The organism is Paenibacillus sp. JCM 10914 (genome assembly GCF_001315105.1).
In the GTDB taxonomy this organism is placed as follows: Bacteria; Bacillota; Bacilli; order Paenibacillales; family Paenibacillaceae; genus Paenibacillus_AQ.
The window spans coordinates 13,910-35,996 of the sequence record NZ_BAZR01000044.1; the positions used below are offsets into that span (position 1 = coordinate 13,910).

A 22,087-nucleotide genomic window follows, 5' to 3' on the forward strand; every position below is an offset into this window, starting at 1 on the left:
GCCCTATATTAGGCATTGAAGAACGTCTTGACCGCAGGCACCTTACGCACAATGAACCGGTCGATCAACCAAACAATTATTAATGAGAGACCAACAAGCGGAAACAGTATGCCAAAGCCAATGAGTATCCACAGGAGGTATCTCAAGTTTCTTGGTGAAATGTCAGCGGCTTTCGGGGCACCGAGACTGCGATCCGGTTTGCGTTTCCACCATAAATACAGGCCGCTTACCGCGATGAGAATAATCCCTAAACATATCAGCAGGCTGAGGATTTGATTCAGTATGCCGAACTGAGTGCCTTTATGAAGAGTAATGCCTAGAGCGACGGCCTTGCCAACGACCCCGTAATGATCATAACGATAATCGGCGAGAACTGCGCCGCTGTATTGATCAATATGCATGGTTGCTTCATCCTGTGCTTTCGGTGGATAGGCGGACAGGGTGTACACGCCTTCAGCGCTCTGAGGAATGCTGATCGTGTAACTTGGATGCATACCCTCGCTTCTTGCGACATACATCACGTCCTCTATGGGGAGCGGCGTAAAGTCTGCGATCGTAGAGTTCGGAACAGCTAGATTCTCCGCTGCCAAGGTACATCGGCCACCTCTTTGGTAGGCGTGATGTGCGAAGTTGGCGCACTGCCTGACCAAATCGTGGGTGGGTATCCAGCACCGGTATTAGTTGCTATGGTCTGAAAATGACTGCCCCAGAAGCCTGACCATGGTAATCCCGTAAGAATTAAGAACAACATCCCGCCTGCAATCCAGAATGCCGGCACAGCATGCAGATCCCGCCGGAATAGGGTCTTCCCTTTACCGAGTCTGGGATAGAGAATGCCGCCAAGCCCCGTCTTCTTTTTGCTCTTGTTCTTTCTTGGCCACCAAAGATAAATGCCGGTGATGAGGAGAAGTATCGCCCAGCAAGCGACTAGCTCCACCAATCGGTCTCCAAGCGTGCCGGCCATAAGCTCGCCGTGCAGCTCTTCGATTTTATTCATGATGCGGTCTTGTTCACGCAATTCGCCGATCCGTTCGCCGGTGTAAGGATCCATAAAGACGGTCATGGCTTGATTATTGGCGGTTGTAATGCCGATTTCCGTTGAGCGAGCATCAGTCTCGCCCGGTCGGTAACTTCGGATGACGGCTTCCGGATATTGTTCTTTTACTTGTCCGATCAATTGTGTAGGTGCTACGCGTTCGACTTGAGGGCTTACCGTAAATTGGTTACGGTAGAGGCTTTCTTCAATCTGGGGTTTGAACAAGTAGATGGAGCCGGTCACGGCCAGAATGATCAGAAACGGCGCGATGATGATCCCGGCATAGAAATGCCATCTCCACACAGTTTTATACTTTGCGGCATATTCCGCTGTGTGCGATGGATTTGGACTGGATTGAGCTTGCGGCTTCTTTTTCCCCATTAAAATTTACTCCTTCATTCTTCAATAAAATAAGGGTTTGCTTGCAAGTTATTATCTTCGGGGAGCTCTGAAGCCAGCCTCAACGGCTTCCGGTTCAGAACAGAACCACTGTTCTGGCTTGGTCCGCTCATAGTATGGGGAATCTTGCGTGTGATAAATTTTCTCGCCTTTGGAATTGATATTGCCTTTGATTGTGCAGCCTTGCTCGGGCGGCTTGATGTCGTTCATGTTGCTTTGGTTGGTTATACCCGTATCCTGTGCGTTGCGGCCGTTTAATTCTGCTGGATGGAATCCGTCCTCCTGTGCATAGTTCTCCACGCTCCATATTCCTAATGCCTGCTCTTTGCTGATTCGCTGAAGATCGTTAAATTTGTCAACGTACCTAGTATTAGGCGGATAAATGTAGGCGACCCGTGCGAGCCCCTCTAGCAACAAGGCTTCCTGAACCATAATGCCATCCGCGTAAACGTAGGCAAGCAAGCGTGAATACTTATCCCGGTTCGGACCGATATCAAACTCCAACTCAAGAAGCTGGGCCTGCTCGACCAGCTCCTTGGTGAACTCCTTGGCCTCGGGGCCGAAAGGCTGCACGCCCAGTTTGGGGTGATTCGTCTCCGGTGTATCGATGAGCAGCAGCCGGACGTTCTCCTTCTTGCCCTCGAACATCACGCTGATCGTATCGCCGTCGACGGCTTTGACAAGTTCGACTTCAACTCGGGGAAGGTTCAGATCGTCGGTTGGATACTTGGCAGATGAAGCGAAGTCGGATGATGGGGGCTCAGGCTGATCTGAGGCGTGTGTGGACCCAGCCGAATGATCTCCACCGGAGGCTGTTGGCGGCATTAACGGCTGACTGCAGCCGGCCACGATCAGCAGTAAGGATAGAATTACGATGAACCATGATTTCTTCACTAGATGTCACTCTCCTATGTAGGGGGAAGCTATATACGTCAACTTCTTTTAAGAACGTTAGTTCTCAGCCTATATATTAGGTTATATATCCTAGTTCTGACAATAGTGATTAAGGGCTATATATATACAAAATAAGGGGTTGCTGTCCTGTAATAACTGTGATAATCTAATGTTAAATTATAACAAATCGACGGAAGCACCGTTCAGTGATCGCGTTATCGCGGCATTGACGGTGCTTTTTTGCGTTGAATTTGAGGGAAGGGATGGGGTTATGATTACGGCCCGAATCGTGCTGGCCATACAGGATTCTTTATACGTTGAGCCATTGCTCGATTATGTGCAGGCTAGCGGGTACGCAACAGCTGTGCAAGCCAAGGCTTTTACACAGAAGGAGCGGTTCCTGGATTACATGAACAGCGGCGAGAGGTGTGATCTTGTGGTTGCTGACGCCCAGATGCTGGAAGAATGGATGAATAGCGGGAATTCGGCTGTGCCATGGCTGCTACTTCGTGATGAGCATACATCATCTGCTGCTGGTGAAGGCGGGAACATTACCGCCAGATATCAGCCGCTGCCTCAACTGCTGGAAATTATAATGAGGTGCTGCCAGGGTGCGAGTGTGAAGAAAGAGAGGCTATTGATGGATAGCACACCGATCATCGGCGTGGTGTCGCCGATAGGCGGTAGCGGTAAATCCACAGTCGCAATGAATATGGCGAAGCAGTTCGCAGTGCTTGGCCTACGGGTATTCTATCTGAATCTGGAGACGGTGAACAGCAGCTTGTTATTTATGGGTCAGACCGACGGAGATAAGAGCTTTACAAGATTGATGTATGACATTAAAGCTTCCCAGGAATCCCCGGGGAAGGAGCAAGTAAGCCTCGCATCTTATATCAAGGAGCATGAAGCATTAAAATGCGATACGTTTGAGCCTACCGCTCATATTAAGGAGCTAATGGAGATAACCTCCGGTGATGTAAATGTCCTGCTTACGTCGCTTATATCGTCGGGGCAATACGATATCATCATTGCGGATACGGACCAGTATAACTCTGAGGCCGTCCAGACCGTACTCCAACAAGCAGGACTGGTGTTATGGATATTGCTCGATGACATGATGAGCATGCATAAGACCGGAATGTGGATTCACCAGTTGGAGCGAGAGGATCCTGTTATATTCAAGACGGTCATGCAGCGAAGCCGTTTTGTGATCAATCGATCCGCGGGGGGGCTTGTTAATCAATTACCGCGGCATGACATGAATGTGGATTTTGCCTTGCCTTATATTCCTTCGTGGAAACAGTTGTATCAACAGGATCTGCTGTTATGCTCGCCCATATTCAGCAGGGAAGTATTGAAGTATTGCAAGCAGATGTTGGAAGGAGCAGATAGGGCAGCCCTTCTTGCTGTAGGTGGACATGATGCTTGAGGAACAGTTCAAATCATTGCGGGATGGGGTGCGTGCCGAACTTGATATGACGGTTCGCATCGGCAATTCCGAGTTGATGGCTCGGATCGAGGATAGGGTATTCAATCGGCAAGAGCTGATGGAATTGACGGCATCGGACAAACGAACGTTGGTCCGCAGGGTGTATGATTCCTTCCGCGGATTGGATGTTCTTCAGCCTTTGGTCGATAATCCGAGCATTTCCGAGATCATGATTAACAGCCATCAAGAGATATTCATTGAACAGGATGGAGAAGTGAAAAAGCTCGAGCTGCAGTTCGAATCCCGGAGTCGGCTTGAGGACATCATTCAGACTATTGTTGGCACGGTGAATCGCGTGGTCAATGAATCCACGCCGATCGTTGATGCGAGATTGAAGGACGGCTCACGAGTCAATATCGTACTCCCTCCGGTAGCCTTGAAAGGTCCTTCCATGACGATTCGGAAGTTTCCGGCTACACCGATGACCATGGATGAACTTGTCCGCAGGCAAGCTTTGTCTGAGGAAGCAGCGCAACTGCTTCAGGTCTTGGTTAAAGGCAAATACAACATATTTATTGGCGGTGGAACGGGTTCAGGTAAGACAACGTTCCTGAACGCGCTATCTCAATATATTCCGCCCGATGAACGTGTAATTACGATTGAGGACTCGGCTGAACTCAAGATTGTGACCGTCCCTAATCTCGTGTCGTTGGAGACGAGAAATGCCAATACCGAGGGACGGGGCGAGATTACGATTCGCGATCTGATCCGCTCTTCGTTGCGGATGCGTCCCAACCGCATCGTGATCGGTGAAGTTCGCGGAGGTGAGGCTCTGGACATGCTGCAGGCGATGAATACCGGCCATGACGGCAGTCTATCGACGGGACATGCGAATAGTACGGAGGATATGATAAGTCGATTGGAGACGATGGTGCTAAGCGGAGCGGATCTTCCGATCCATGTTGTTCGCAAGCAGATAAGCTCCGCTATTGATATCTTCGTTCACTTGTCCCGTTTAAGGGACCGAACCCGGCGGGTCACGGAGATATGCGAGGTCATCGGTATGAGCGGAGAAGAACTTTGTTTGAACTCGTTGTATCGCTTCAGCGAGGCAGGGGAATCAGGCGGCCGGATTGTGGGAGGGCTTGAATCCAGTGGCAATCCCCTGCTGCATACCGATAAATTGCGAATGGCTGGCTTTACGACGTGGCCGCTGCAGGAAGCGGGCGGAGAATGAGAGGTTCGCAGCAGTCGATGAGAAGAACGCAAGAACAGAGAGAACAGATACCGTCTATAGGACATCATCCTAACGGAGTAAGGCAGCTACGGAGGACGAATGAGAGCAGCAATATCTTGCCCGATTACACTAAGTATCGTCTAACAGGAAGAGAAAACGCCATTTCTATAATCGTAGGTGGCGTGGTCTTCTTCGGTATCGGTTATTTGTTCTATTACAACCTGGTGCTGTCCCTGATCTTAGGCTTGGCCGGTCTCGTTATGCCACGGTTCTGGCGGCAATACAGGCTTAATCGTAGACAAGCAACGATGAACCTGCACTTCAAGCAGGCTTTATATTCCCTTTCGTCTTCTCTTTCTGCGGGGCGATCGGTTGAGAACGGGTTTAAGGAAGCCGTAGAGGATTTGTTGCTGCTCGATCCTGGCGGGCTTAGCGACATGATCTTTGAGCTTAAAATAATTGTTTCTCGAATGGGATACGGTGAACCAGTCGAGGCCGCGTTGCAAGATTTTGCCCGCAGATCCGGGATGGAGGACATCAAGAATTTCGCAGACGTATTCTCGACCTGTAAGCGTACAGGCGGTGATCTCGTGGAAGTGGTACGAAGAACATCTTCGATCATCGGGGAGAAGTTGGATATTCAGCAGGAGATCTCCGTCATGATTGCTCAGAAGCGATTCGAAGCGAAGGCGCTACTGGCAGCACCGTTTCTGTTGCTGGTGTTCATGAACATGACGTCGCCGGATTATATGGAGCCCATGCGCAGCATGGCTGGCATAGTCATATCGACGTTTGCACTGGCTGTGCTGTTGGGTTGCTTCTTATGGATAACGAAGATGATGAATGTCAAGGTTTAAGGAGGTGATGAAGCATGCTGGGATGGATATCCGGCACGCTGTCGGTTCTGCTTGTGGGCGGTTGGGTGGTGCTGAACCAGATAAGCGGAGAGCGATACCATCTTCATACAAGATTGCCTATGAAGGGACTGCGCATGCAGAGACTGGCACCACCGTTGTTATTCATGCTGGAACGTGGGGCGATTCCGATGCGCATGCCGATGATGTTCTACCGCATACAGAGCTCTGTCCAGAAGATATATGGCTTGAGCCGCAGCACGGAGAAAACGCTGGTCTTCATTGCCGAGGCACTTGTGTATACTTGGCTGCTTGTAATCGGTGGTTGTGTATGGTCCTTGATAACCGGTGAAGCGATGGGGATTATGGCGGGCCTAGCCTTAGGAACATTGTTACCCGCGGCCTTGGTGAAGGATTTGGACAAGAAGGTCAAATTGCGTGAAGAAGACATTCTGTTAGAGCTGCCTGAGCTATTAAATAAAATGGTGCTCCTGGTTGGTGCCGGTGAGACCGTGCAGCGTGCTTTGGTTCATTGCATTGAACGAGATCAGGATATGAATCATCCCTTGTATGTTGAACTCCGAGCGATGACTCGTGAATGGGACGGGGGGCATTCGTTTCAACAAGCCTTTGAACAGTTCAATAAACGATGTGCCGTGCAGGAGATATCGATATTTACAACGACGGTGCTTTTGAATTTCCGGCGCGGAGGCAACGACTTTGCGTTAGCATTGCGAGATTTATCGCGTGTGCTGTGGGACCGTCGCAAAGCGATCGGAAGAACGCGGGGAGAGCAGGCTTCAGCGAAACTGGTGTTTCCGATGGTCATTATCTTTATGGTCATTATTGTACTGCTAGGAGCACCTGCGTTTATGATGATGAATTTCTAGAAGGGATTGAGATATGTTGATGATGCTTACGGTGATGAAGGACAGGGTTTGGGCTTTTTGGAAAGATGAGAGGGGTTTGGGGACGCTGGAGATGATTCTGATTCTGGTCGTCATTCTCATTATTGCGCTTATTTTCAAGGATCAGATTATGGAACTGGTCGATAAGTTGTTTAACTCCGTGAATTCGAAGACCGACGAATTCCTTGACTAGGAAGTTGAGACGTTCGACCAAGTGGAACGATGACAGCGGCAACTTCACGATTGAAGCTTCCCTCGTGCTGCCGATCGTATTGCTGGTTACCGCGTTGTTCATCTTCCTTTGCCTATACATTTACCAGCAATCGATGCTCGCCCAAGCTTCTGCTGCTGCCTCCGAGCGTACAGCGTATATTTGGGACAACAGTTACAAGACTGCCAGCACCGGAGAGGTGCAGTCAGGGTTGCATGATTCCCTTTATTGGCGGATGACGGACGATCATGTGTTGGGTTCATTGTTCGGTCTGACCGGGGGGGACCGTGCGAGGAATATTCCGTTACCTGGTGGAAGTAGCGACGGTTTACCTGAGTCGAAGATGCTTAAGGGCAGTACAGCGGTGCCGGTTCAGATGCAGGGGGAGATGTCCTATCAGAACTTGTTCCTTATTAAGAAATTAACGACGACGCTTCATGAACAAGTATCCCTAACCCCGCTGCATCGCGTGATGGCTGGAGGGGGGACGTTGACTGTCAGCGGACAGTCGGTGGTGGTGGACCCGGTTGAATTCATTCGATCGGTGGATTTGATGAGATATTACGGAGCGAAATTCAAGGGAGACAGTAACGGTACGGACAAGACAAAGGCAGGAGAGGTCCTGCACAAATACGGAGGTTCACGATAGTCATGTTCAAGAGAGGGGAGTCCATGCCCAGGAAGAGAAACATCAGAAAGAGTCTATCGTCCGATGGTTCGGTGTCCGTATTTCTCATTATTGTGTTGGCAGCGGTATTTATGTTTGTGGCAGTGTTCATCGATTTTTCCCGTATCTCCGCGCTAAAGGTACAAAGTGAGAGATTGACGAGAGCGGCAGTGCGCTCGGTAATGTCTTCCTATGAACCAGAGCTGCAGCAAGCATATGGCCTTTATGCCCTCGGAGCGACTAGCGCGGATCTGATAATGGGCAATGTGCTGAACGACAGCTTGCGCCCGGGAGATCGAAGCGATGCGTTCCGGTTGATGGCGATGGAGCTGGATAGCTCTGGGATGGAACTCCAGCGTCCACTGGGTACATACGAAATCTTTAACCGACAGATCATCGAAGATATGAAGTATAAAGCCCCCATCGATTTTACGCTGGAGCTTCTCACCAAGTTCAAGCCGTTATCACAGTCGATGAAAGAGGCATCCAATACCGTAGACGTGCTTAAAAAGCTGCGCAGGCTTTATGACAGCCGGGAGGCAGCACTGGATGAGATGCTGGAGAAGCAGCGCAAAGCAGGAGAACAAGCGATCAGACTATCCAAGCTGGTTATGGATCCTCCTGATCATTCCATTATCGATTCCTCGCTGGGCGGTAGTATATCTACTGCTGAAGATGCGGCTGCTCAATATGAGGATTATAAGGTCAAGCGGCAAGAGGATGCTGATCGAGCTCCAGAAGAGGAGAAGTTGTATACGCTTCTGCTGCTAGCCTATCAGAGCGGGGTGTCTGGACTAGGTTCCAGGATAACGGCAGAAGTTAGTCGCTTTCAGAGTAATCGTGACAAGCTGCTATTAGAGGCTGACACCTTATGGGAAGAGGCGAACAGCTTAAATGAAGAGATGAAACAAGTCATTAAGGAGGCAGAAACACGTTCATCCAATTTGGGCTACGACCAGGTGACGAATGATATCACGCCTGGTTCGGCGGAGGCTTCTGCAGAGGAGGCCGAGATTATACAGTCGATCCGGCAGCAAGCAGACGGTCTAATATACAGTGCGGACATGCTTGAAGAATTGAAGCAAGAAATCGATGTTCAGCGGGATCGCTCTCTGTCGGTTGTCGAAGCTGGATTGTCGGTGCACTCCTCATTGGGTGGAGAAGTCATGAAGGGAACCATTATGAATGCAAGTCGCAGTCTGCAGAATTATATATCGAACTATGGAATTGCTGGAGGCGGCAATGTCATTGACCGGAGACAAGCTCAACTTGAGCAATTCCGTACTTCGGATAAGGAACGCAAGGCGATGGAGAAGCAGGCTGATCAGCAATTAAAACAAGCTACCAAGGTAATCAAAGCCATTAATGGGATGGATCAGCAGCAGGCAGTTATGGACGAATTCCGCAAGCTTCAACAGTTCTATGACGAGAGCATGGAATTCAATGCAGTGCAGGCTGATCGTAATAAGGGAAAGTCCATGGATGATGATCCTTATGAAGCGGGTAAGTCAGCCATGGATAATATGGACGGCATGTTTGGTTTTATGGGGAGTGTATTGGGGAACGCACGTGATGAGTTGTTTCAGAATGAATATGCCGTACATTATTTTCAGCACTTTGATATTAAGCGTTTATCCGGCTTGGTTGAAGGTGCCGGCAGTGGTGGGGGGATTGGTCAGGAATTCCATATCGCCGATCAGGAGGTGGAATATATACTCTATGGTTTTCACAATCCGGTTGGGAACATAGCGGGCGCCTATGCGGAGATCTTCTCAACGAGATTGGCGATTCGAACGATGGAGGGCCTAGTCGTTAACAGTAGACTAGGGAATCCATTGGCTATTTTGGCTGCTGCTATCTTGTATGGGGTCGAGAAAGCCATCGAGGATATGATCCGGCTTTGTCAGAAGGGAAGCCTCCCGTTATCCAAATATGTTCCGGTTGAACTGACGTATAGGGATCATCTTCGGATATTTATGTTTATTCACAGCAATAACGAGAAGAAGCTGTCACGCATGCTGGCCCTCATTCGTTGGAATACAGGTATTAATCCAGCCGAGCGTGCTACGTATGCTTCCGGGGAAGTACGATCGGCGATGAGGCTCTGGTTCCTACCCGGGGTCACGAAGTCGCTTGGCGTGGTATTTGGCAGTGGCGGAGATGAGGTTACAGGCAATCGTTATATCGTAACGCGGAAAGCAGATTTTTCCTATTAAGATTAGGGGTTCTGGAATGAAACGATCAGCATTATTACAGCGTGGTCTCTGGAAGGGCAGAGCGCGTTCGGAACGAGGCAGCATGGTGGTTGAGGCTGCGCTTGTGCTGCCGATGTTCATGTTTTTTGTGATATTCCTTATTTATATGGTCCATATGACGCTCATCTCTACCGCACTGCAGACTACAGTCTCCGACACGGTGAAGACAGTGTCAGCGCATATGTATCCGATCGCCCTTGCCGTGCAGAACCAATCGGATAAAGGCGGGACAGAAGATGAAGGTCAATCGAATAGTCCGTCCCACTGGGAGATACCGAGGCTGTCGTTAAGCGACTGGGTAGCCCAGTATAGCGAAGCCCTTCCGTCACCCGTGAACGAATGGATCATGGAAGCAGTCGCTACAGGAGAGGAGCCGCTTCAGCAGCTTAAAAACCAGACCGTAGAGGGGATTTTGGATCCGGTTGTTAAACCGATCCTGAAGCCATTTATGCCCGGTGATCTTCTCGAGTACGAGCGCCTTCATGTGTCGAACGTTCATATACCGAATCTGAAGAGCGGCGAGCGCCCCTATTTCGGAATCGAGGTGAACTATGCTCTCCCGATCCGAGTTCCCTTTATCAACAAGAAGATTGTACTGCAGGCTAAAGCGCACGAGAGGCTGTGGATTGGTGATACGGGTGAAGGGGATAACGATGGTGGAACTGACCCGGAGTCAGGCCGTTCGATTGAGCTGTTGGAGAAGCCGGATCCTGCAATAGCGAGCAAACAAGCTGTTGTAAAGGTTAAGGTTGAACCGGGGATGCAAGCGCAGCTATCCGTCTTTTACAAAAGTGGTCAGAGTACGGCTAAATACCTGGGTTGGAAGGTAGCGGACGATCAGGGATATATCGAGTGGGAATGGAATGTAGGTTTTAATACGACCCCGGGCACGTGGCTGTTCGTGGTGGAGACAGCGGACGGTGAGCGGCTTGAGGTTCCGTTCACTGTCGTTGGTAGAGATGGATGATATTCGAGCCTCATTCAAATTCATTACGTTGTTCGGTGTAGAGGAGATTGGATTTATATGGTTGTAGCGTATGGTATTTGCGCTCTCTATTTAATTACAGCTTTCATTACGGATCTTCGCTCCATGAGAATTCCTAATGTATTGACGATGAGTGCTACCGGCATTGGAATTGTCTATCACAGCATCATGAACGGATGGGATGGCCTGTTGTTTTCGTTGAAGGGATTGGGGGCAGGTTTTGTCATTCTGTTATTGATGTATTTCATTGGAGCCGTTGGTGCAGGTGATGTGAAGTTATTTGGCGGAATAGGGGCTTGGACAGGGTTTTGGTTTACCGTGCAGTCCGTGTTGTACTCTGTTTTGTTTGCAGGTGTGATTGGGCTGTTCATATTACTATGGCGCCGTGAAACTGTGAAGCGAATCGGGCGATTAGTTAGTGGGATCTTGGGAGTTGTTGTCTTTAAACGCATGCGCTCCTGGCAGAGTAATCAGGAGGAGCAACTGAGATTTCCTTTTATGCTTGCTGTACTTCCAGGCGTAGTCAGCGCGTATATCGTACTGCAGATGTAGGAGGGGGATAGATGTTCGGATTAACGACGGACTTTGTACAAAATGGCGGCACCAAGATGATCATCACGCGAAAAGAAGGGTTGCAGGCGTCAGAACTGAACCGGGTTCAACTTGGAATGATTCGCTCAGCAAGATCCCTCATTTTTTGAAACTCCATGTAAAGGAAATTGATGATCGAGTTACGTTGGAATACGATATATCCGGTAAAAAAATGTTGTCCCAGTCGTTGAAGGGTGAACGTTTGAGCCTGACGGAGTATTATGGTTTGCTGCTCCAGATCGCTACAGCTCTGGATGACAGTAAATCCTATATGCTGCATCCGGATAACTATGTTCTGCAGGAGGATTACATTTTTATTGAAGGATCAATGGGGCTAGGCACTCTATATTTGACGTATCTTCCTCTGGTTGATCTGAGAGATACTCAAGACCTAGGGAGAAATATTAAGGATTTCATGATGAGATTACTTGCAGCTGTGACGGAACTTCGAGGCGGAGGAGTACAAGCTCTAATGAGCTTCTGCGGGGAGCCATGCTTCAGTCTGAGAGGATTAAAGCGATTGATTATCGAACTGTTGGCTGGCGAAGACGAAGGAACCCGGCAGAGCGAGGTGCCGCATCCGATGAATTCACCTGACGCGAGCGCGTCTCATGTGAACCGTGTGAAGAACGGAAGGGTTCACTCTCTTGTTCAAGAGGGTGCCCCTTTCACAGCTAAGAATGCAGCATCCGCGAAGCATTCGGTACATCATGTTGTAGGAAAGCATCAACCCGAGCGAGTAGATCGGGTTGATCAACCTCAAGCTATTCCAGATCAGACAGATAACTGGTTTAAGCGAGCGAACTATAGAAACCACAGTGAAGAACGATTGAATGCAGAAGCTGGCCAGATTCCATCCAAGTCAACAAGCCCCTGGTTTCATTCACATTCCAACCCGCCTGCCGAGGATGATCCGACGGACACGAATTCTAACTCCCCGCTACGAACCTACATTATGTTAGGATGTTTACTGGCGGCTGCAGGAATCTGGAGGCTGTTGTATATGAATAATCCTGGCTCGCTTACACTAATATTGTCGGTAAGTGGTACTTTACTCTTGGCCGTTATCTCGTGGCTTGTGTGGATGGGAAAGTTAAAACCAGGCAAGCGCATGAAGAGCGAGTGGTCGGCAGAATTACCGATGTTCGATTCGGTTGAGCTTAGCTCGACAGGGCGATCGAGTTGGAAGTCTGCTCCGCGCTTCGAAGCCGATCCGTTATCAGAGATTCTAACGGGGAAAGCGGCAGCTGATTCTATGAATACTGGTGACGAGGGGTCAAATAGGGCTCGCTACTCAGGGTTAACTTCAGGTTATTCGTCAGGCCATACTCAGGCTGAAAGTACGGGATTAGACGTACATTCGAAGCCGGAGGACGATGATTCGATGCTATCTTATCGTACGGAGGTGCTCGCTTCTTCTATCGAAGGGAGCACGGTAACCCTGGCACCGGAGAAGGCCTCACGTATGATCCAATCAACGGCTTATTTAGAGTGCGTCGGACCGAACATCAACGTACCGCAACGAATCGAATTGAGTCAACCACACTTTATTATCGGACGTTCTGCTGAGGTTGCTCAGCATGTGGCTGAAGGTACTGGAATCTCTCGCGCCCACGTAGAGGTGTCTCGCGAAGGTAACGAATATCGATTGAAAGATCTGGGGTCAATCAATGGAACTAGCCTTCGAGGTGAAGCGATGGTTCCGTATAAAGAGTATCCTATTCAAGAAGGGGATAGCTTCATTATTACGGGAATTTCTTTTACGCTTAGGTTAACATGACATCATAAGTTCCGCGCCAAAGGGGTGCGGAACTTTTTAATTGAATTTTGGACTAAACAGGCAAATGTATCGTTCACGAGATTCTCTTCGCATTGATTCGAAATATTTGTGCCCTGCTCATAATCCACATAAACCTATTAAATCCAGAAAATACAATATATAATATATTCATTTTGAGGGTTTTATGAATGGACGTTACGAGAAAAGGGGGATCAAATGAATGAAAGTACGTAACGAAGTGAGGTTGTTAATTTTTCTGTTATTCTTGTTCATGTTTCCGACAGTAAGTCATGGTCAAGGTTCCAATGTGATAGCAACTATAGAATATGGGGAATATAAATCACCGTTTCCGCTGGAGACTCCGTTGATCATGAAGAACGGCAGAATGTTGCTGCCCTTGCGAGAAACCGCTCACCTACTGGGCTTGAAACTGTATTGGAATCCGCAGACGCAGACGGCAAGCTTGTATGGTGTAAATACCGAAATGAGTTTGAAAGTGGGTGCAAGCCACGCATGTGTGAACCGGAAACAGATTGAGCTGAATACTCCTGCCCAATTGGTGAAAGGGGTTACTTACGTTCCCATCCAGTTCGTTGCTTCAGCAATGAATGAGAAGGTGTTATGGAACCCTCGGACAAGAATGTTGTCGATTGGCAGCACCTACGCCATGGGATCGGACAAGGGCATTACATTTTGGCTGGATCGTAAGAGCGGAGAATTTTATCAGGCCATCGGCAACAGGATTCCGCAATTCATCGGGAGCCTGGATATTCGCGTGGAAGAGCTCATAAAGCTAGAAGTTGAGCGCCTATCGGACACCACTTCCTATATCCGATTGCATGAGGCCGTTGGTCCAGCGGCAAGCGTTAAGCAATCCGGCCAGATATTCGTCAAGGATGGACAGATCCACAGGGAGATGAATTTTGGTTTTGTAGGTTCTTACCCGGATAGCAACACGTATAAATTATATGATCTATTTGACAATCGATTGTTATCGGATGGCAAACAGGCAGAGTTTCTGGATTTCGACGGGACTGTTGTAGCGTCGTATAATCTTCAGGAGATAGTTGGCAAAGATGATATATACATGATTGAATATGCGACGTTCTATTATTTAATTCTACGTGAATATTCTACGCAGCATCTGGTGATCTACCATCGCATGCGCGAGATTACGAAGTATGTGCACGAACGTTTGCCGTTGCCGCCTGAGGAGATAAAGTTCCTGGAAGAATCCGCGCTCGATAGGGCAAATGTTATTCATGACACCAGGCTTATTTTTCTTCAACAAGAAGACGGAGCCCTGTTTTTTGGTTATGAGAATAAACCAACAGATGAACATGACTTGTACGCTTTCAACCTGAAAGATCTGTAATCAAAAATCCCCGTCTCCCTACTCAGACTATTATTGAAGAGGGGAACGGGGTTTTGTTGATTCCATTATTTATTGATCAGATGTTGATAAGGCTTGTAGTCAATTTCCTTCTTCTGCAGGAAATTCATCAGGAATTTGTAATCCCGCTTCGGCGTAGCTACGATATAGCCTTTAATGCAGTGATCGCGCGTTACTTGCTTCGCCCGGTCCTCGATGGCAATCTTGCCGATTTCAGCGGCGATCGAATGCTTGGCGATGTCCCGGAACGGTCCCGGTACGGGCTGCACCAGCTCGTCCAGAAAAGCCTTCGATTCGTCCGTCCACATCGGGCGGCTGCGTTCTACCCAATAGTTCTGCCAATCCAGCTTTGATTTACCGTCCGCCTTCGGGAGTACTTTCAGGAACTTGCGGAACATGAAGAATCCGCCGATGCACATCAACCCCAGCATGACCCATCCCCAAAAAGCAATGGAGTTCATGAACCAGTTGGGCGGTGCGCTGGATGACAGATAGCCTGCGAAGGCCCCTGTGCTGTTCATTCTATATCACCTCAATGATTATGGTCGCGTGACTCGTTCATGGAGAATTATAACGCATTTCTAGATTTATTTCGATATACAGGCTAAAATAGGGGTAATTGCGTGTTACAAAAGGGGGATGCAGTACATGTTGAAAATTGGTTCCCATGTGTCGTTTTCCGACAAGGGATTGCTTACAGCGACAGCAGAGGCTAAATCATATGGCTCCAGCTCGTTCATGATATATACTGGCGCACCGCAGAATACGCGCCGTAAACCGATTGATTCGATGTTTATCGAAGAAGGTAAAGCTGCGATGCAGGAGATCGGGGTTGAGGAGATTGTTGTCCATGCTCCATATATTATCAACCTTGGATCGTACAAGCCCAATACATTTGAGCTTGCGGTCAGCTTCCTGCAAGAAGAAATTCGCCGGACTCACGCGGTCGGCGTGAAGAACATCGTTCTGCACCCAGGTGCATATACCGATAAGGATGCTGAATACGGGATTGAACGGATTGCTGCCGGACTGAACGAAGTGCTTGGCGGGACCGAGGAGACCGAGGTCAATATTGCCCTGGAGACGATGGCAGGCAAAGGAACAGAGATGGGGCGCAGCTTTGAAGAGATTGCGGCCATTATTGATAAAGTGAAATACAATGACCGTCTGGCGATCTGCCTGGACACGTGTCACGTTCACGATGCTGGCTATGATATCGTGGATGATCTGGACGGCGTACTGGAGCAGTTCGATAAATTGATCGGTTTAGACCGTCTAAGCGTAGTGCATCTGAATGACAGCAAAAACCCTCGGGGAGCGGGCAAAGACCGTCATACTCCACTGGGCACGGGCTGGATCGGTTATGATGCCATTCAACGGGTGGTTCAGCATGAGAAGCTTCAGGGCCGGCCATTCATTCTGGAGACGCCTTGGATCGGTAAAGATCCGAAGAAGCAGCGGCCGATGTACGAGATTGAGATCGCGCTTCTTCGCGGGGATGTAGAAGGTCGGTTCGGTCATTCCTTCATCCAGCAGGTGGAGGAATTGCGTCTGTTCTTTGCGAAGCAGGAGATCAACTCTCGCGCCTTCGTTCTGGATACCTGGAATTTGCTTAAGAACGATGCCAAGGCGAAGAAAGCTGACCCTCGCGAGCCGATGGAGAGATTGTACGACATGGTCATAGCTGCTGGACTGCTGTCGGAACTGTCGGAGGAAGAGGTTAATAAGCTTATCATCGCTTGGCTAGCTGGGGTGTCTCTGGATTCTAGATAATGTTTCCTGATCAATTTGAAAAATGATGGCTTAGTTTAGAGGAGGATCATCAAGTATTATGGAAATTCACATCAAGAAGGACCTGTCGTCAACGGCAGGTCTCTACCCTAACCGTGCGCGCATGCTCATCTCCTGTCCGGATGGACCGGGGATTGTAGCAGCCGTATCGCAGTTTCTGTATCAACACGGTGCCAACATCGTGCAATCGGATCAGTATACGATGGATCCGGCAGGCGGCATGTTCTTTATGCGAGTGGAATTTGATCTGGAAGAGCTGGATAGCAAGCTTCCTGCACTGGAGTCTTCGTTCCAAGAGGTGGCTGATCAATTCCAGATGGATTGGAATATCTACCACGCAGCGCGTAAGAAACGCCTGGCTATCTTCGTATCGAAGGAAGATCATTGTCTTGTTGAACTGCTGTGGCAGTGGCAGGCAGGGGATCTGGATGCCGACATCGCACTTGTGGTCAGCAATCATCTGGATATGAAGGAATATGTAGAATCATTTGGTATTCCGTATCATCATATCCCGGTAACGGCTGAGACGAAGCCTGAAGCCGAGAAACGTCAACTCGATGTGATCGGTGATGATATTGACGTCATTATTCTGGCACGCTATATGCAGATCATCTCGCCAACCTTTATTGAGCATTACCGCAATCGGATCATCAATATTCACCATTCTTTCCTACCGGCATTCGTGGGCGGTAAGCCGTATGCCCAGGCTTATAATCGCGGAGTGAAAATCATTGGAGCTACGGCTCATTATGTTACGGAAGAGCTGGATGGCGGACCAATCATCGAACAGGACGTTCAGCGTGTAAGTCACCGTGACGACGTCAATGAATTGAAGCGCATCGGTCGTACGATCGAACGTGTCGTATTGGCAAGAGCTGTGAAATGGCATGTGGAGGACCGCATTCTCGTGCATCATAACAAGACAGTCGTGTTCAACTAGACCATACTAGACATTCATATCATCTGTGCAGGCTGTCGCTTTAATGCTGCAACGGATTACATCTTGTTCCCGCTCCGTGTATATTGGAGCGGGAATTTGTTTTTAATTTGCAGATTTTTCAAACTTTTTAGGATATGGTCTCGTCAATATAGGTGAATCGAGGAGACAGAGGGGCTGAAGTTTAGCAATCTGGCTCTCGTAAGGGTATGTATATTGTCCATCTTTTGTTGGAGAGGGGAATCATCAGTTGTCGTTGTATACAAAAAAACGGGGGATTGTTCTGTTCTTGGCTATGCTGTTGTTGTCAGCAACGCTGTCTTTGGCATTACCGGCAGGACAAGTTTACGCGGATACCGCCAAGATTGGGATTCAGAGCGAGCTCGGATACCAGGGGAAAGTGAAGAGTGGAAAATGGAATCCGCTCAAACTGACGCTGACGAGCGACCGGGATATTTCCGGTGATATCGTCATTCAAATCCAGAATAACATGGGCTATGGTCAACAGACCTCGTACGTCCAGCGAGTGGAGCTTCCGAAGGATACGCCGAAGGAGTTGTTGATCGGTCTTCCAGGAACGGTGCTCAACAAAGACAATAATCAGATATTGTTCTATGAGGATTCGTATACGAAGGGGAAGCCAACCGCTTTTGATTCAGGCAGGAACTATGTTCAGGCATCGCCGTATCAAGGGGCGCTGATTGCTGTGCTAGCCGACGATCCGGATACGATGAACTTCATGAACGTGCTGAATGGCAAAGGAAGCAGCTTGAACCAATTCTCGATTAAGGCCGGAAATATACCGTCCGATCCGATGCTGCTGAATGGGCTGGACGTATTGGTCATCAATAATTTTGCGTCCGACACGCTCACGGAACCGCAGCGTAAATCGATCATCGATTGGGTGAATGGCGGGGGAACCTTGGTGCTGGCCGGTGGCGCTGGTTATGCCAAGAGCGCTGCTCCGTTCGCGGATATTGCTCCGGTTCAGTCGAGCGGCACGACTTCGGTCCAATCCTTGACCGAACTTGAACAACTCGGCGGTAAGCCTCTGAAATTGGATGGCACCTTTACCATTTCGACGGCGAACTTAGCAGAAGGAGCCGAGGGCGGAATCACGGCTGACGGACAGCCTTTGTTCGCTTCGCACGCCTATGGACAGGGTAAGGTCCAATACGCTGCATATGATCTGGCTATGGACGGTTGGTTCTTGGGCAGGGCACGCCGACGCCTGGGCATCACTGCTCCGGAACAGCCTACCCGTCTCGTCTCAAAACGGGATGTACGGCGGTTCGTTCATGGATAATTTGAATTATGTACTGGAATATTTTCCAGCGCTGAAGATGCCATCCTTTACATTATTGCTGTGGATGTTACTCATTTATGCGGTCATTGTCGCACCGATCCTGTACTTTATATTGAAGCGGGCGGATAAGCGGGAGTGGGCGTGGTTCCTGATTCCGATTATCGCGGTTATCGCGAGCGGGGCAGTGTATTTCGTTGGCTCTGCCGATAAAACGAGGGAGCTTGCACATACCATCAATGTGATTAAGTTGAACGGACAAGGTGACGGGGTGAAATCATCGGCCTCCGCGTTCTTCACTCCGCGCAGCGGGAATTATCAACTGGAGTTCTCCGAGAATACGTATCTGAAGACTGGCCGTAATCAGACGACATTCGGCAGTGGCCTGGGTGAGAATACGAGCTTTGTACGGAATACCCCGGAAGCAACGACTTTGGAGCTTCGCGACATGCCACAATGGTCCCTGGCCAAGATATGGTCCGAGAGTCAAGGCACGGAACCAGTGGGTCGCTTTGCTCTGGATCTGAAGCTGGATGGAAGTGGTCAGTTAACCGGGGCAGTAACGAATGAAACGATTAATGATCTGACCGAAGTTGTACTCGTTGTAGGAGGTAAGGGTTACAAGCTTGGCGATGTCGCGCAGGGGGCCTCCGTAAGTGTTCCGCAAGACCAGAAGCAAGTGCTGAAATTCGTGGGCTCGGACCTGAGCAATATCCTATATCCGTATGTTCAGAATGATACGAGAGCGCGTGAACGCGATATTCTGAACAACTACAGCTGGGCTGGCGGATATAGCAATAAAGATGCCTATATTATGGGGTGGAGTAAGGACCGTCTGACGACCTTTACTTTGAAGGGAACTGAAGTGGATAGTGACCAGTTGAATTACTGGGTACAGCCGGTGTCCATGAACTGGGAAGTTAGCGGAGAGTTAAACATTCCATACGGGTTCCTGTCGCCAGAAATTTCACAAGTAAATGCACCGATGTATGCGTCTTATCCACACGGAATCGAGATGGGGCAGGGAATGATCGTGGGAGAGTTCCCATTGATTACAGAAGGCAGTGTTCAATATTCGGAAATATCAATAAAGGGCACGAAATTTAACCAAAATGTCACGATGGAAATTTGGAACGTGAAGGAGAGCAAGTGGGAGCCGGTGGACAATTCCAATAATGAAGTCGTCTATGCGGATCATCCGGAGCAGTACATCGTCGACAATCGGGTTCGATTCATGATAACAGCCAGCGACCAGACCAACTTCACGATGCCTGAGCTGTCAGTGAAGGGGGAGGCAACGCCATGATCGAGATTAAAAACTTAAGTAAACGCTACGGCACATTCCATGCTTTGAAAGAAATCAGTCTCGATATTGAACAAGGGACGGTATTTGGCTTCGTCGGACCGAACGGAGCCGGAAAATCCACGACGATGTCGATCCTGGCAACGCTGATGTTGCCCACGTCCGGGATCGCCAAGGTAGGAGGGTACGATGTTACGCAGTACCCGAAGGAAGTTCGTAAACGGATTGGTTATATGCCGGATTTTTTCGGTGTCTATGATCAGTTAAAGTCGACTGAGTATTTACATTTCTATGGTGCAAGCTACGGTATTCCGCGGGTGGAGCGTGAACAGTTGATCCCACAACTGCTAGAGCTGGTCAACTTGACGGATAAAGCCGATACGTACGTGGATAGTTTATCGCGGGGGATGAAGCAGCGTCTTTGCTTGGCCCGCTGCCTTGTGCACGACCCGGACGTGTTGATACTGGATGAACCGGCATCGGGGCTTGACCCGCGGGCACGGATCGAAATGCGCGAAATATTAAAGGAATTGAAATTAATGGGCAAGACGATTATTATCTCATCTCATATTCTGCCTGAACTTGCGGAGATGGTAGACGAGATCGGCGTCATCGAACATGGGGAAATGGTGGCGCAAGGCAAGGTTAGCGACATTCAGAACCGTCTTCGCGTCAAGAAGGTGATTCATATTCGTACGCTGGAGCGCGAAGATGAACTGGCCGAGAAACTGCGGGATGAGCCGAATGTTACATCCGTGCTAGTTGATAATACCGGGGTTCACGTTCATTACGGTGGAGATGATGTACAGCAGAGTGCTCTGCTGCGTCAGGTGGTCGCTTGGGACATCCCGATTGTCTCCTTCCAGGAAGCACAGAGCAATCTGGAAGATGTATTCCTCGAAATTACCAAAGGAGGACCCCGCGAATGAACTGGAGCAGACGATTAATTAATCCGGTAATTGATAAAGAATTCCGACTGCGCATGCGTTCTACGCGTTCCATGCTGTCCGTGCTGTTATATATACTGGCACTGGGAGCTGTAGCGATGGGCTTTATTTATCTCTTTTTGTACCTGGGACAAAGAGGGGGCCAGCAGCGCTTCGATCCACAGATGAGCCAGATGATGTTCTACGTGCTTAGTTTTGCGCAGCTCGTTCTGATCGCTTTTATGGCACCGGCATTAACGGCTGGCGTTATTAGCAGTGAGCGGGAGAAGCAAACCTTGAGCATGTTGCTGACGACACAGCAAAGTTCGTCGACAATCGTACTGAGCAAGCTCGTATCATCGCTTAGCTTCATGACGCTGATCGTGCTGTCAACACTGCCGATTTACAGTATCGTATTTCTGTACGGCGGTATTTCGCCGAAGCAGCTCGTATCCGTCTTTGGTTTTTATCTATTCGTGATGCTGCTGCTCGGCGCGCTTGGCGTGATGTTCTCGACGCTGTTCAAACGGACGATCGTAGCCATTATTGTGACGTATGGTGCGGGACTTATCATATTCCTGGTCACAGGACTATTGTATTTATTCCTCTTGGGCATTGAACAGCGCAATATGTATCAGACGGGTCAACCTCCGGCAGGGAGCTACTCCTGGGTTGGATATGTACTCGGATTGAATCCCGCCGGGGCTTTGATGAGTCTGTTTGACCCGTCATTTTCGAAGCAAGCGTTTCTGGTTCAAGGCGGTAATCTGAACAGCAAGGCACCGATCGAGCTCTGGCTGGAGTTCTTCATCGTCTATGCCGTTGTGATTGTAGGCGCGTTATGGATTGCCATCCGCAATATCAGGCCAGTAGCCAGACGTAAGCGGAAGGATAAGGCAGTGTTAGAAGCCCCTCAAGGAGAAGAACCGACCGGGAGCGGAGCGTAAAGTCATACGAAGGCAGGTAGACAAGGAGGTAAGGAGATCATGGACAACATCTTGCGGTTTATCGAATCGGCGCGTCGGCGGCTGCAGCGGTTTCGGGTCATTGCTTACGCCTTATATGGACTGATAGCCGGCTTTGCGCTGCTGCTGCTCCTGCTGATCGTCGGACGCTTGATCCCTATTGACTGGCTTGAGATGGCAGCAGTCATAATTCCGCTCGTTTCTGGTATGGTAGGCCTGATAT

General features: G+C 49.2%; 20 protein-coding genes and 2 pseudogenes. 19 read left to right on the plus strand and 3 right to left on the minus strand.

The genetic code is table 11. From position 1 onward, the window contains the following. Positions 1 to 8: 8 nt before the first annotated feature. Together JCM10914_RS26395 and JCM10914_RS26400 are read right to left on the minus strand one after the other, a co-directional pair. Positions 9 to 1,417 (minus strand): annotated as a pseudogene (locus JCM10914_RS26395) (PepSY-associated TM helix domain-containing protein). A gap of 51 nt (positions 1,418 to 1,468) precedes the next feature. Then, positions 1,469 to 2,329 carry a thermonuclease family protein gene (locus JCM10914_RS26400; protein WP_023966801.1) on the minus strand — a complete coding sequence of 287 codons (861 nt, stop codon included), beginning with the start codon at positions 2,327 to 2,329 and terminating at the stop codon, positions 1,469 to 1,471. A gap of 169 nt (positions 2,330 to 2,498) precedes the next feature. Here JCM10914_RS26400 and JCM10914_RS26405 point away from each other — a divergent pair, with 169 nt between their 5' ends. The 12 genes from JCM10914_RS26405 (at position 2,499) to JCM10914_RS26455 (ending at position 14,621) form a co-directional block, all read left to right on the plus strand. Further along, positions 2,499 to 3,758: a hypothetical protein gene (locus JCM10914_RS26405; protein WP_023966803.1), complete on the plus strand. Its 1,260-nt coding sequence runs from the start codon at positions 2,499 to 2,501 to the stop codon at positions 3,756 to 3,758. Then, on the plus strand, positions 3,751 to 4,995 hold the full coding sequence (locus tag JCM10914_RS26410) for a CpaF family protein (RefSeq protein ID WP_023966806.1): 1,245 nt from the start codon (positions 3,751 to 3,753) through the stop codon (positions 4,993 to 4,995). The genes JCM10914_RS26405 and JCM10914_RS26410 overlap by 8 nt, the downstream gene beginning before the upstream one ends. After that, the gene (locus JCM10914_RS26415; RefSeq protein WP_081739907.1) at positions 4,992 to 5,852 is read left to right on the plus strand and encodes a type II secretion system F family protein; all 861 of its coding nucleotides are present in this window, start codon (positions 4,992 to 4,994) and stop codon (positions 5,850 to 5,852) included. The genes JCM10914_RS26410 and JCM10914_RS26415 overlap by 4 nt, the downstream gene beginning before the upstream one ends. A gap of 14 nt (positions 5,853 to 5,866) precedes the next feature. Beyond that, positions 5,867 to 6,739 carry a type II secretion system F family protein gene (locus JCM10914_RS26420; protein WP_023966810.1) on the plus strand — a complete coding sequence of 291 codons (873 nt, stop codon included), beginning with the start codon at positions 5,867 to 5,869 and terminating at the stop codon, positions 6,737 to 6,739. Positions 6,740 to 6,752: 13 nt separating this feature from the next. Further along, a complete protein-coding gene (locus tag JCM10914_RS26425) occupies positions 6,753 to 6,950 on the plus strand; it encodes a Flp1 family type IVb pilin (protein ID WP_023966812.1) in 198 nt (65 codons plus the stop codon). A 4-nt stretch (positions 6,951 to 6,954) separates the two neighbouring features. Next, complete coding sequence (locus tag JCM10914_RS26430) at positions 6,955 to 7,617, plus strand: TadE family protein (protein ID WP_023966813.1); 663 nt, start codon at positions 6,955 to 6,957, stop codon at positions 7,615 to 7,617. A gap of 23 nt (positions 7,618 to 7,640) precedes the next feature. Continuing rightward, positions 7,641 to 9,851 carry a hypothetical protein gene (locus JCM10914_RS26435; RefSeq protein WP_036720299.1) on the plus strand — a complete coding sequence of 737 codons (2,211 nt, stop codon included), beginning with the start codon at positions 7,641 to 7,643 and terminating at the stop codon, positions 9,849 to 9,851. A gap of 16 nt (positions 9,852 to 9,867) precedes the next feature. After that, a complete protein-coding gene (locus JCM10914_RS26440; RefSeq protein ID WP_023966818.1) occupies positions 9,868 to 10,857 on the plus strand; it encodes a TadE/TadG family type IV pilus assembly protein in 990 nt (329 codons plus the stop codon). A 57-nt stretch (positions 10,858 to 10,914) separates the two neighbouring features. Further along, positions 10,915 to 11,427 (plus strand): prepilin peptidase, encoded by a 513-nt coding sequence (locus tag JCM10914_RS26445; protein WP_023966819.1) that lies wholly within the window; start codon positions 10,915 to 10,917, stop codon positions 11,425 to 11,427. Positions 11,428 to 11,438: 11 nt separating this feature from the next. Then, the gene (locus tag JCM10914_RS31060; RefSeq protein ID WP_231638766.1) at positions 11,439 to 11,576 is read left to right on the plus strand and encodes a hypothetical protein; all 138 of its coding nucleotides are present in this window, start codon (positions 11,439 to 11,441) and stop codon (positions 11,574 to 11,576) included. Then, positions 11,573 to 13,246: a DUF6382 domain-containing protein gene (locus JCM10914_RS26450; protein WP_023966821.1), complete on the plus strand. Its 1,674-nt coding sequence runs from the start codon at positions 11,573 to 11,575 to the stop codon at positions 13,244 to 13,246. The genes JCM10914_RS31060 and JCM10914_RS26450 overlap by 4 nt, the downstream gene beginning before the upstream one ends. A 220-nt stretch (positions 13,247 to 13,466) precedes the next feature. After that, positions 13,467 to 14,621, plus strand: a complete 1,155-nt coding sequence (locus tag JCM10914_RS26455; protein ID WP_023966823.1) for a copper amine oxidase N-terminal domain-containing protein — start codon at positions 13,467 to 13,469, stop codon at positions 14,619 to 14,621. Positions 14,622 to 14,686: 65 nt separating this feature from the next. Here the strand turns inward: JCM10914_RS26455 and JCM10914_RS26460 are convergent, their stop codons facing one another. Then, positions 14,687 to 15,160: a DUF2621 domain-containing protein gene (locus JCM10914_RS26460; protein ID WP_023966825.1), complete on the minus strand. Its 474-nt coding sequence runs from the start codon at positions 15,158 to 15,160 to the stop codon at positions 14,687 to 14,689. 127 nt (positions 15,161 to 15,287) lie between these two features. On the opposite strand from JCM10914_RS26460, the gene JCM10914_RS26465 reads away from it, so the two are divergent. From JCM10914_RS26465 to JCM10914_RS26490, 7 genes and pseudogenes are all read left to right on the plus strand, one after another. After that, positions 15,288 to 16,412, plus strand: a complete 1,125-nt coding sequence (locus JCM10914_RS26465; protein WP_023966827.1) for a deoxyribonuclease IV — start codon at positions 15,288 to 15,290, stop codon at positions 16,410 to 16,412. Between the two features lie 58 nt (positions 16,413 to 16,470). Next, entirely contained in the window at positions 16,471 to 17,370 is a 900-nt protein-coding gene (purU, locus tag JCM10914_RS26470; RefSeq protein ID WP_023966829.1) for a formyltetrahydrofolate deformylase, read from the plus strand. A 247-nt stretch (positions 17,371 to 17,617) separates the two neighbouring features. Further along, the gene (locus JCM10914_RS31065) at positions 17,618 to 18,673 is read left to right on the plus strand and encodes a hypothetical protein (protein ID WP_023966831.1); all 1,056 of its coding nucleotides are present in this window, start codon (positions 17,618 to 17,620) and stop codon (positions 18,671 to 18,673) included. Beyond that, positions 18,666 to 19,976: a hypothetical protein gene (locus tag JCM10914_RS31070; protein ID WP_023966833.1), complete on the plus strand. Its 1,311-nt coding sequence runs from the start codon at positions 18,666 to 18,668 to the stop codon at positions 19,974 to 19,976. The genes JCM10914_RS31065 and JCM10914_RS31070 overlap by 8 nt, the downstream gene beginning before the upstream one ends. Next, positions 19,973 to 20,902, plus strand: coding sequence for an ABC transporter ATP-binding protein (locus JCM10914_RS26480; protein ID WP_023966835.1), 930 nt, complete (start codon positions 19,973 to 19,975; stop codon positions 20,900 to 20,902). Before JCM10914_RS31070 ends, JCM10914_RS26480 begins: the two co-directional genes overlap by 4 nt. Next, on the plus strand, positions 20,899 to 21,846 hold the full coding sequence (locus tag JCM10914_RS26485; RefSeq protein ID WP_023966837.1) for an ABC transporter permease: 948 nt from the start codon (positions 20,899 to 20,901) through the stop codon (positions 21,844 to 21,846). The genes JCM10914_RS26480 and JCM10914_RS26485 overlap by 4 nt, the downstream gene beginning before the upstream one ends. Before the next feature lie 39 nt (positions 21,847 to 21,885). Beyond that, a pseudogene (locus JCM10914_RS26490) lies at positions 21,886 to 22,087 on the plus strand (phage tail tape measure protein); the annotation flags it as partial.

Coding starts and splice junctions, on each gene's coding strand:
- JCM10914_RS26440 (WP_023966818.1), top strand. CDS start 9,868: ATGAAACGATCAGCATTATTACAGCGTGGTCTCTGGAAGGGCAGAGCG.
- JCM10914_RS31070 (WP_023966833.1), top strand. CDS start 18,666: ATGGATAATTTGAATTATGTACTGGAATATTTTCCAGCGCTGAAGATG.
- JCM10914_RS26420 (WP_023966810.1), top strand. CDS start 5,867: ATGCTGGGATGGATATCCGGCACGCTGTCGGTTCTGCTTGTGGGCGGT.
- JCM10914_RS26435 (WP_036720299.1), top strand. CDS start 7,641: ATGCCCAGGAAGAGAAACATCAGAAAGAGTCTATCGTCCGATGGTTCG.
- JCM10914_RS26455 (WP_023966823.1), top strand. CDS start 13,467: ATGAAAGTACGTAACGAAGTGAGGTTGTTAATTTTTCTGTTATTCTTG.
- JCM10914_RS26405 (WP_023966803.1), top strand. CDS start 2,499: ATGTTAAATTATAACAAATCGACGGAAGCACCGTTCAGTGATCGCGTT.
- JCM10914_RS26410 (WP_023966806.1), top strand. CDS start 3,751: ATGCTTGAGGAACAGTTCAAATCATTGCGGGATGGGGTGCGTGCCGAA.
- JCM10914_RS31060 (WP_231638766.1), top strand. CDS start 11,439: ATGTTCGGATTAACGACGGACTTTGTACAAAATGGCGGCACCAAGATG.
- JCM10914_RS26415 (WP_081739907.1), top strand. CDS start 4,992: ATGAGAGGTTCGCAGCAGTCGATGAGAAGAACGCAAGAACAGAGAGAA.
- JCM10914_RS26480 (WP_023966835.1), top strand. CDS start 19,973: ATGATCGAGATTAAAAACTTAAGTAAACGCTACGGCACATTCCATGCT.
- purU (WP_023966829.1), top strand. CDS start 16,471: ATGGAAATTCACATCAAGAAGGACCTGTCGTCAACGGCAGGTCTCTAC.
- JCM10914_RS26445 (WP_023966819.1), top strand. CDS start 10,915: ATGGTTGTAGCGTATGGTATTTGCGCTCTCTATTTAATTACAGCTTTC.
- JCM10914_RS26425 (WP_023966812.1), top strand. CDS start 6,753: ATGTTGATGATGCTTACGGTGATGAAGGACAGGGTTTGGGCTTTTTGG.
- JCM10914_RS26465 (WP_023966827.1), top strand. CDS start 15,288: ATGTTGAAAATTGGTTCCCATGTGTCGTTTTCCGACAAGGGATTGCTT.
- JCM10914_RS26460 (WP_023966825.1), bottom strand. CDS start 15,160: ATGAACAGCACAGGGGCCTTCGCAGGCTATCTGTCATCCAGCGCACCG.
- JCM10914_RS26485 (WP_023966837.1), top strand. CDS start 20,899: ATGAACTGGAGCAGACGATTAATTAATCCGGTAATTGATAAAGAATTC.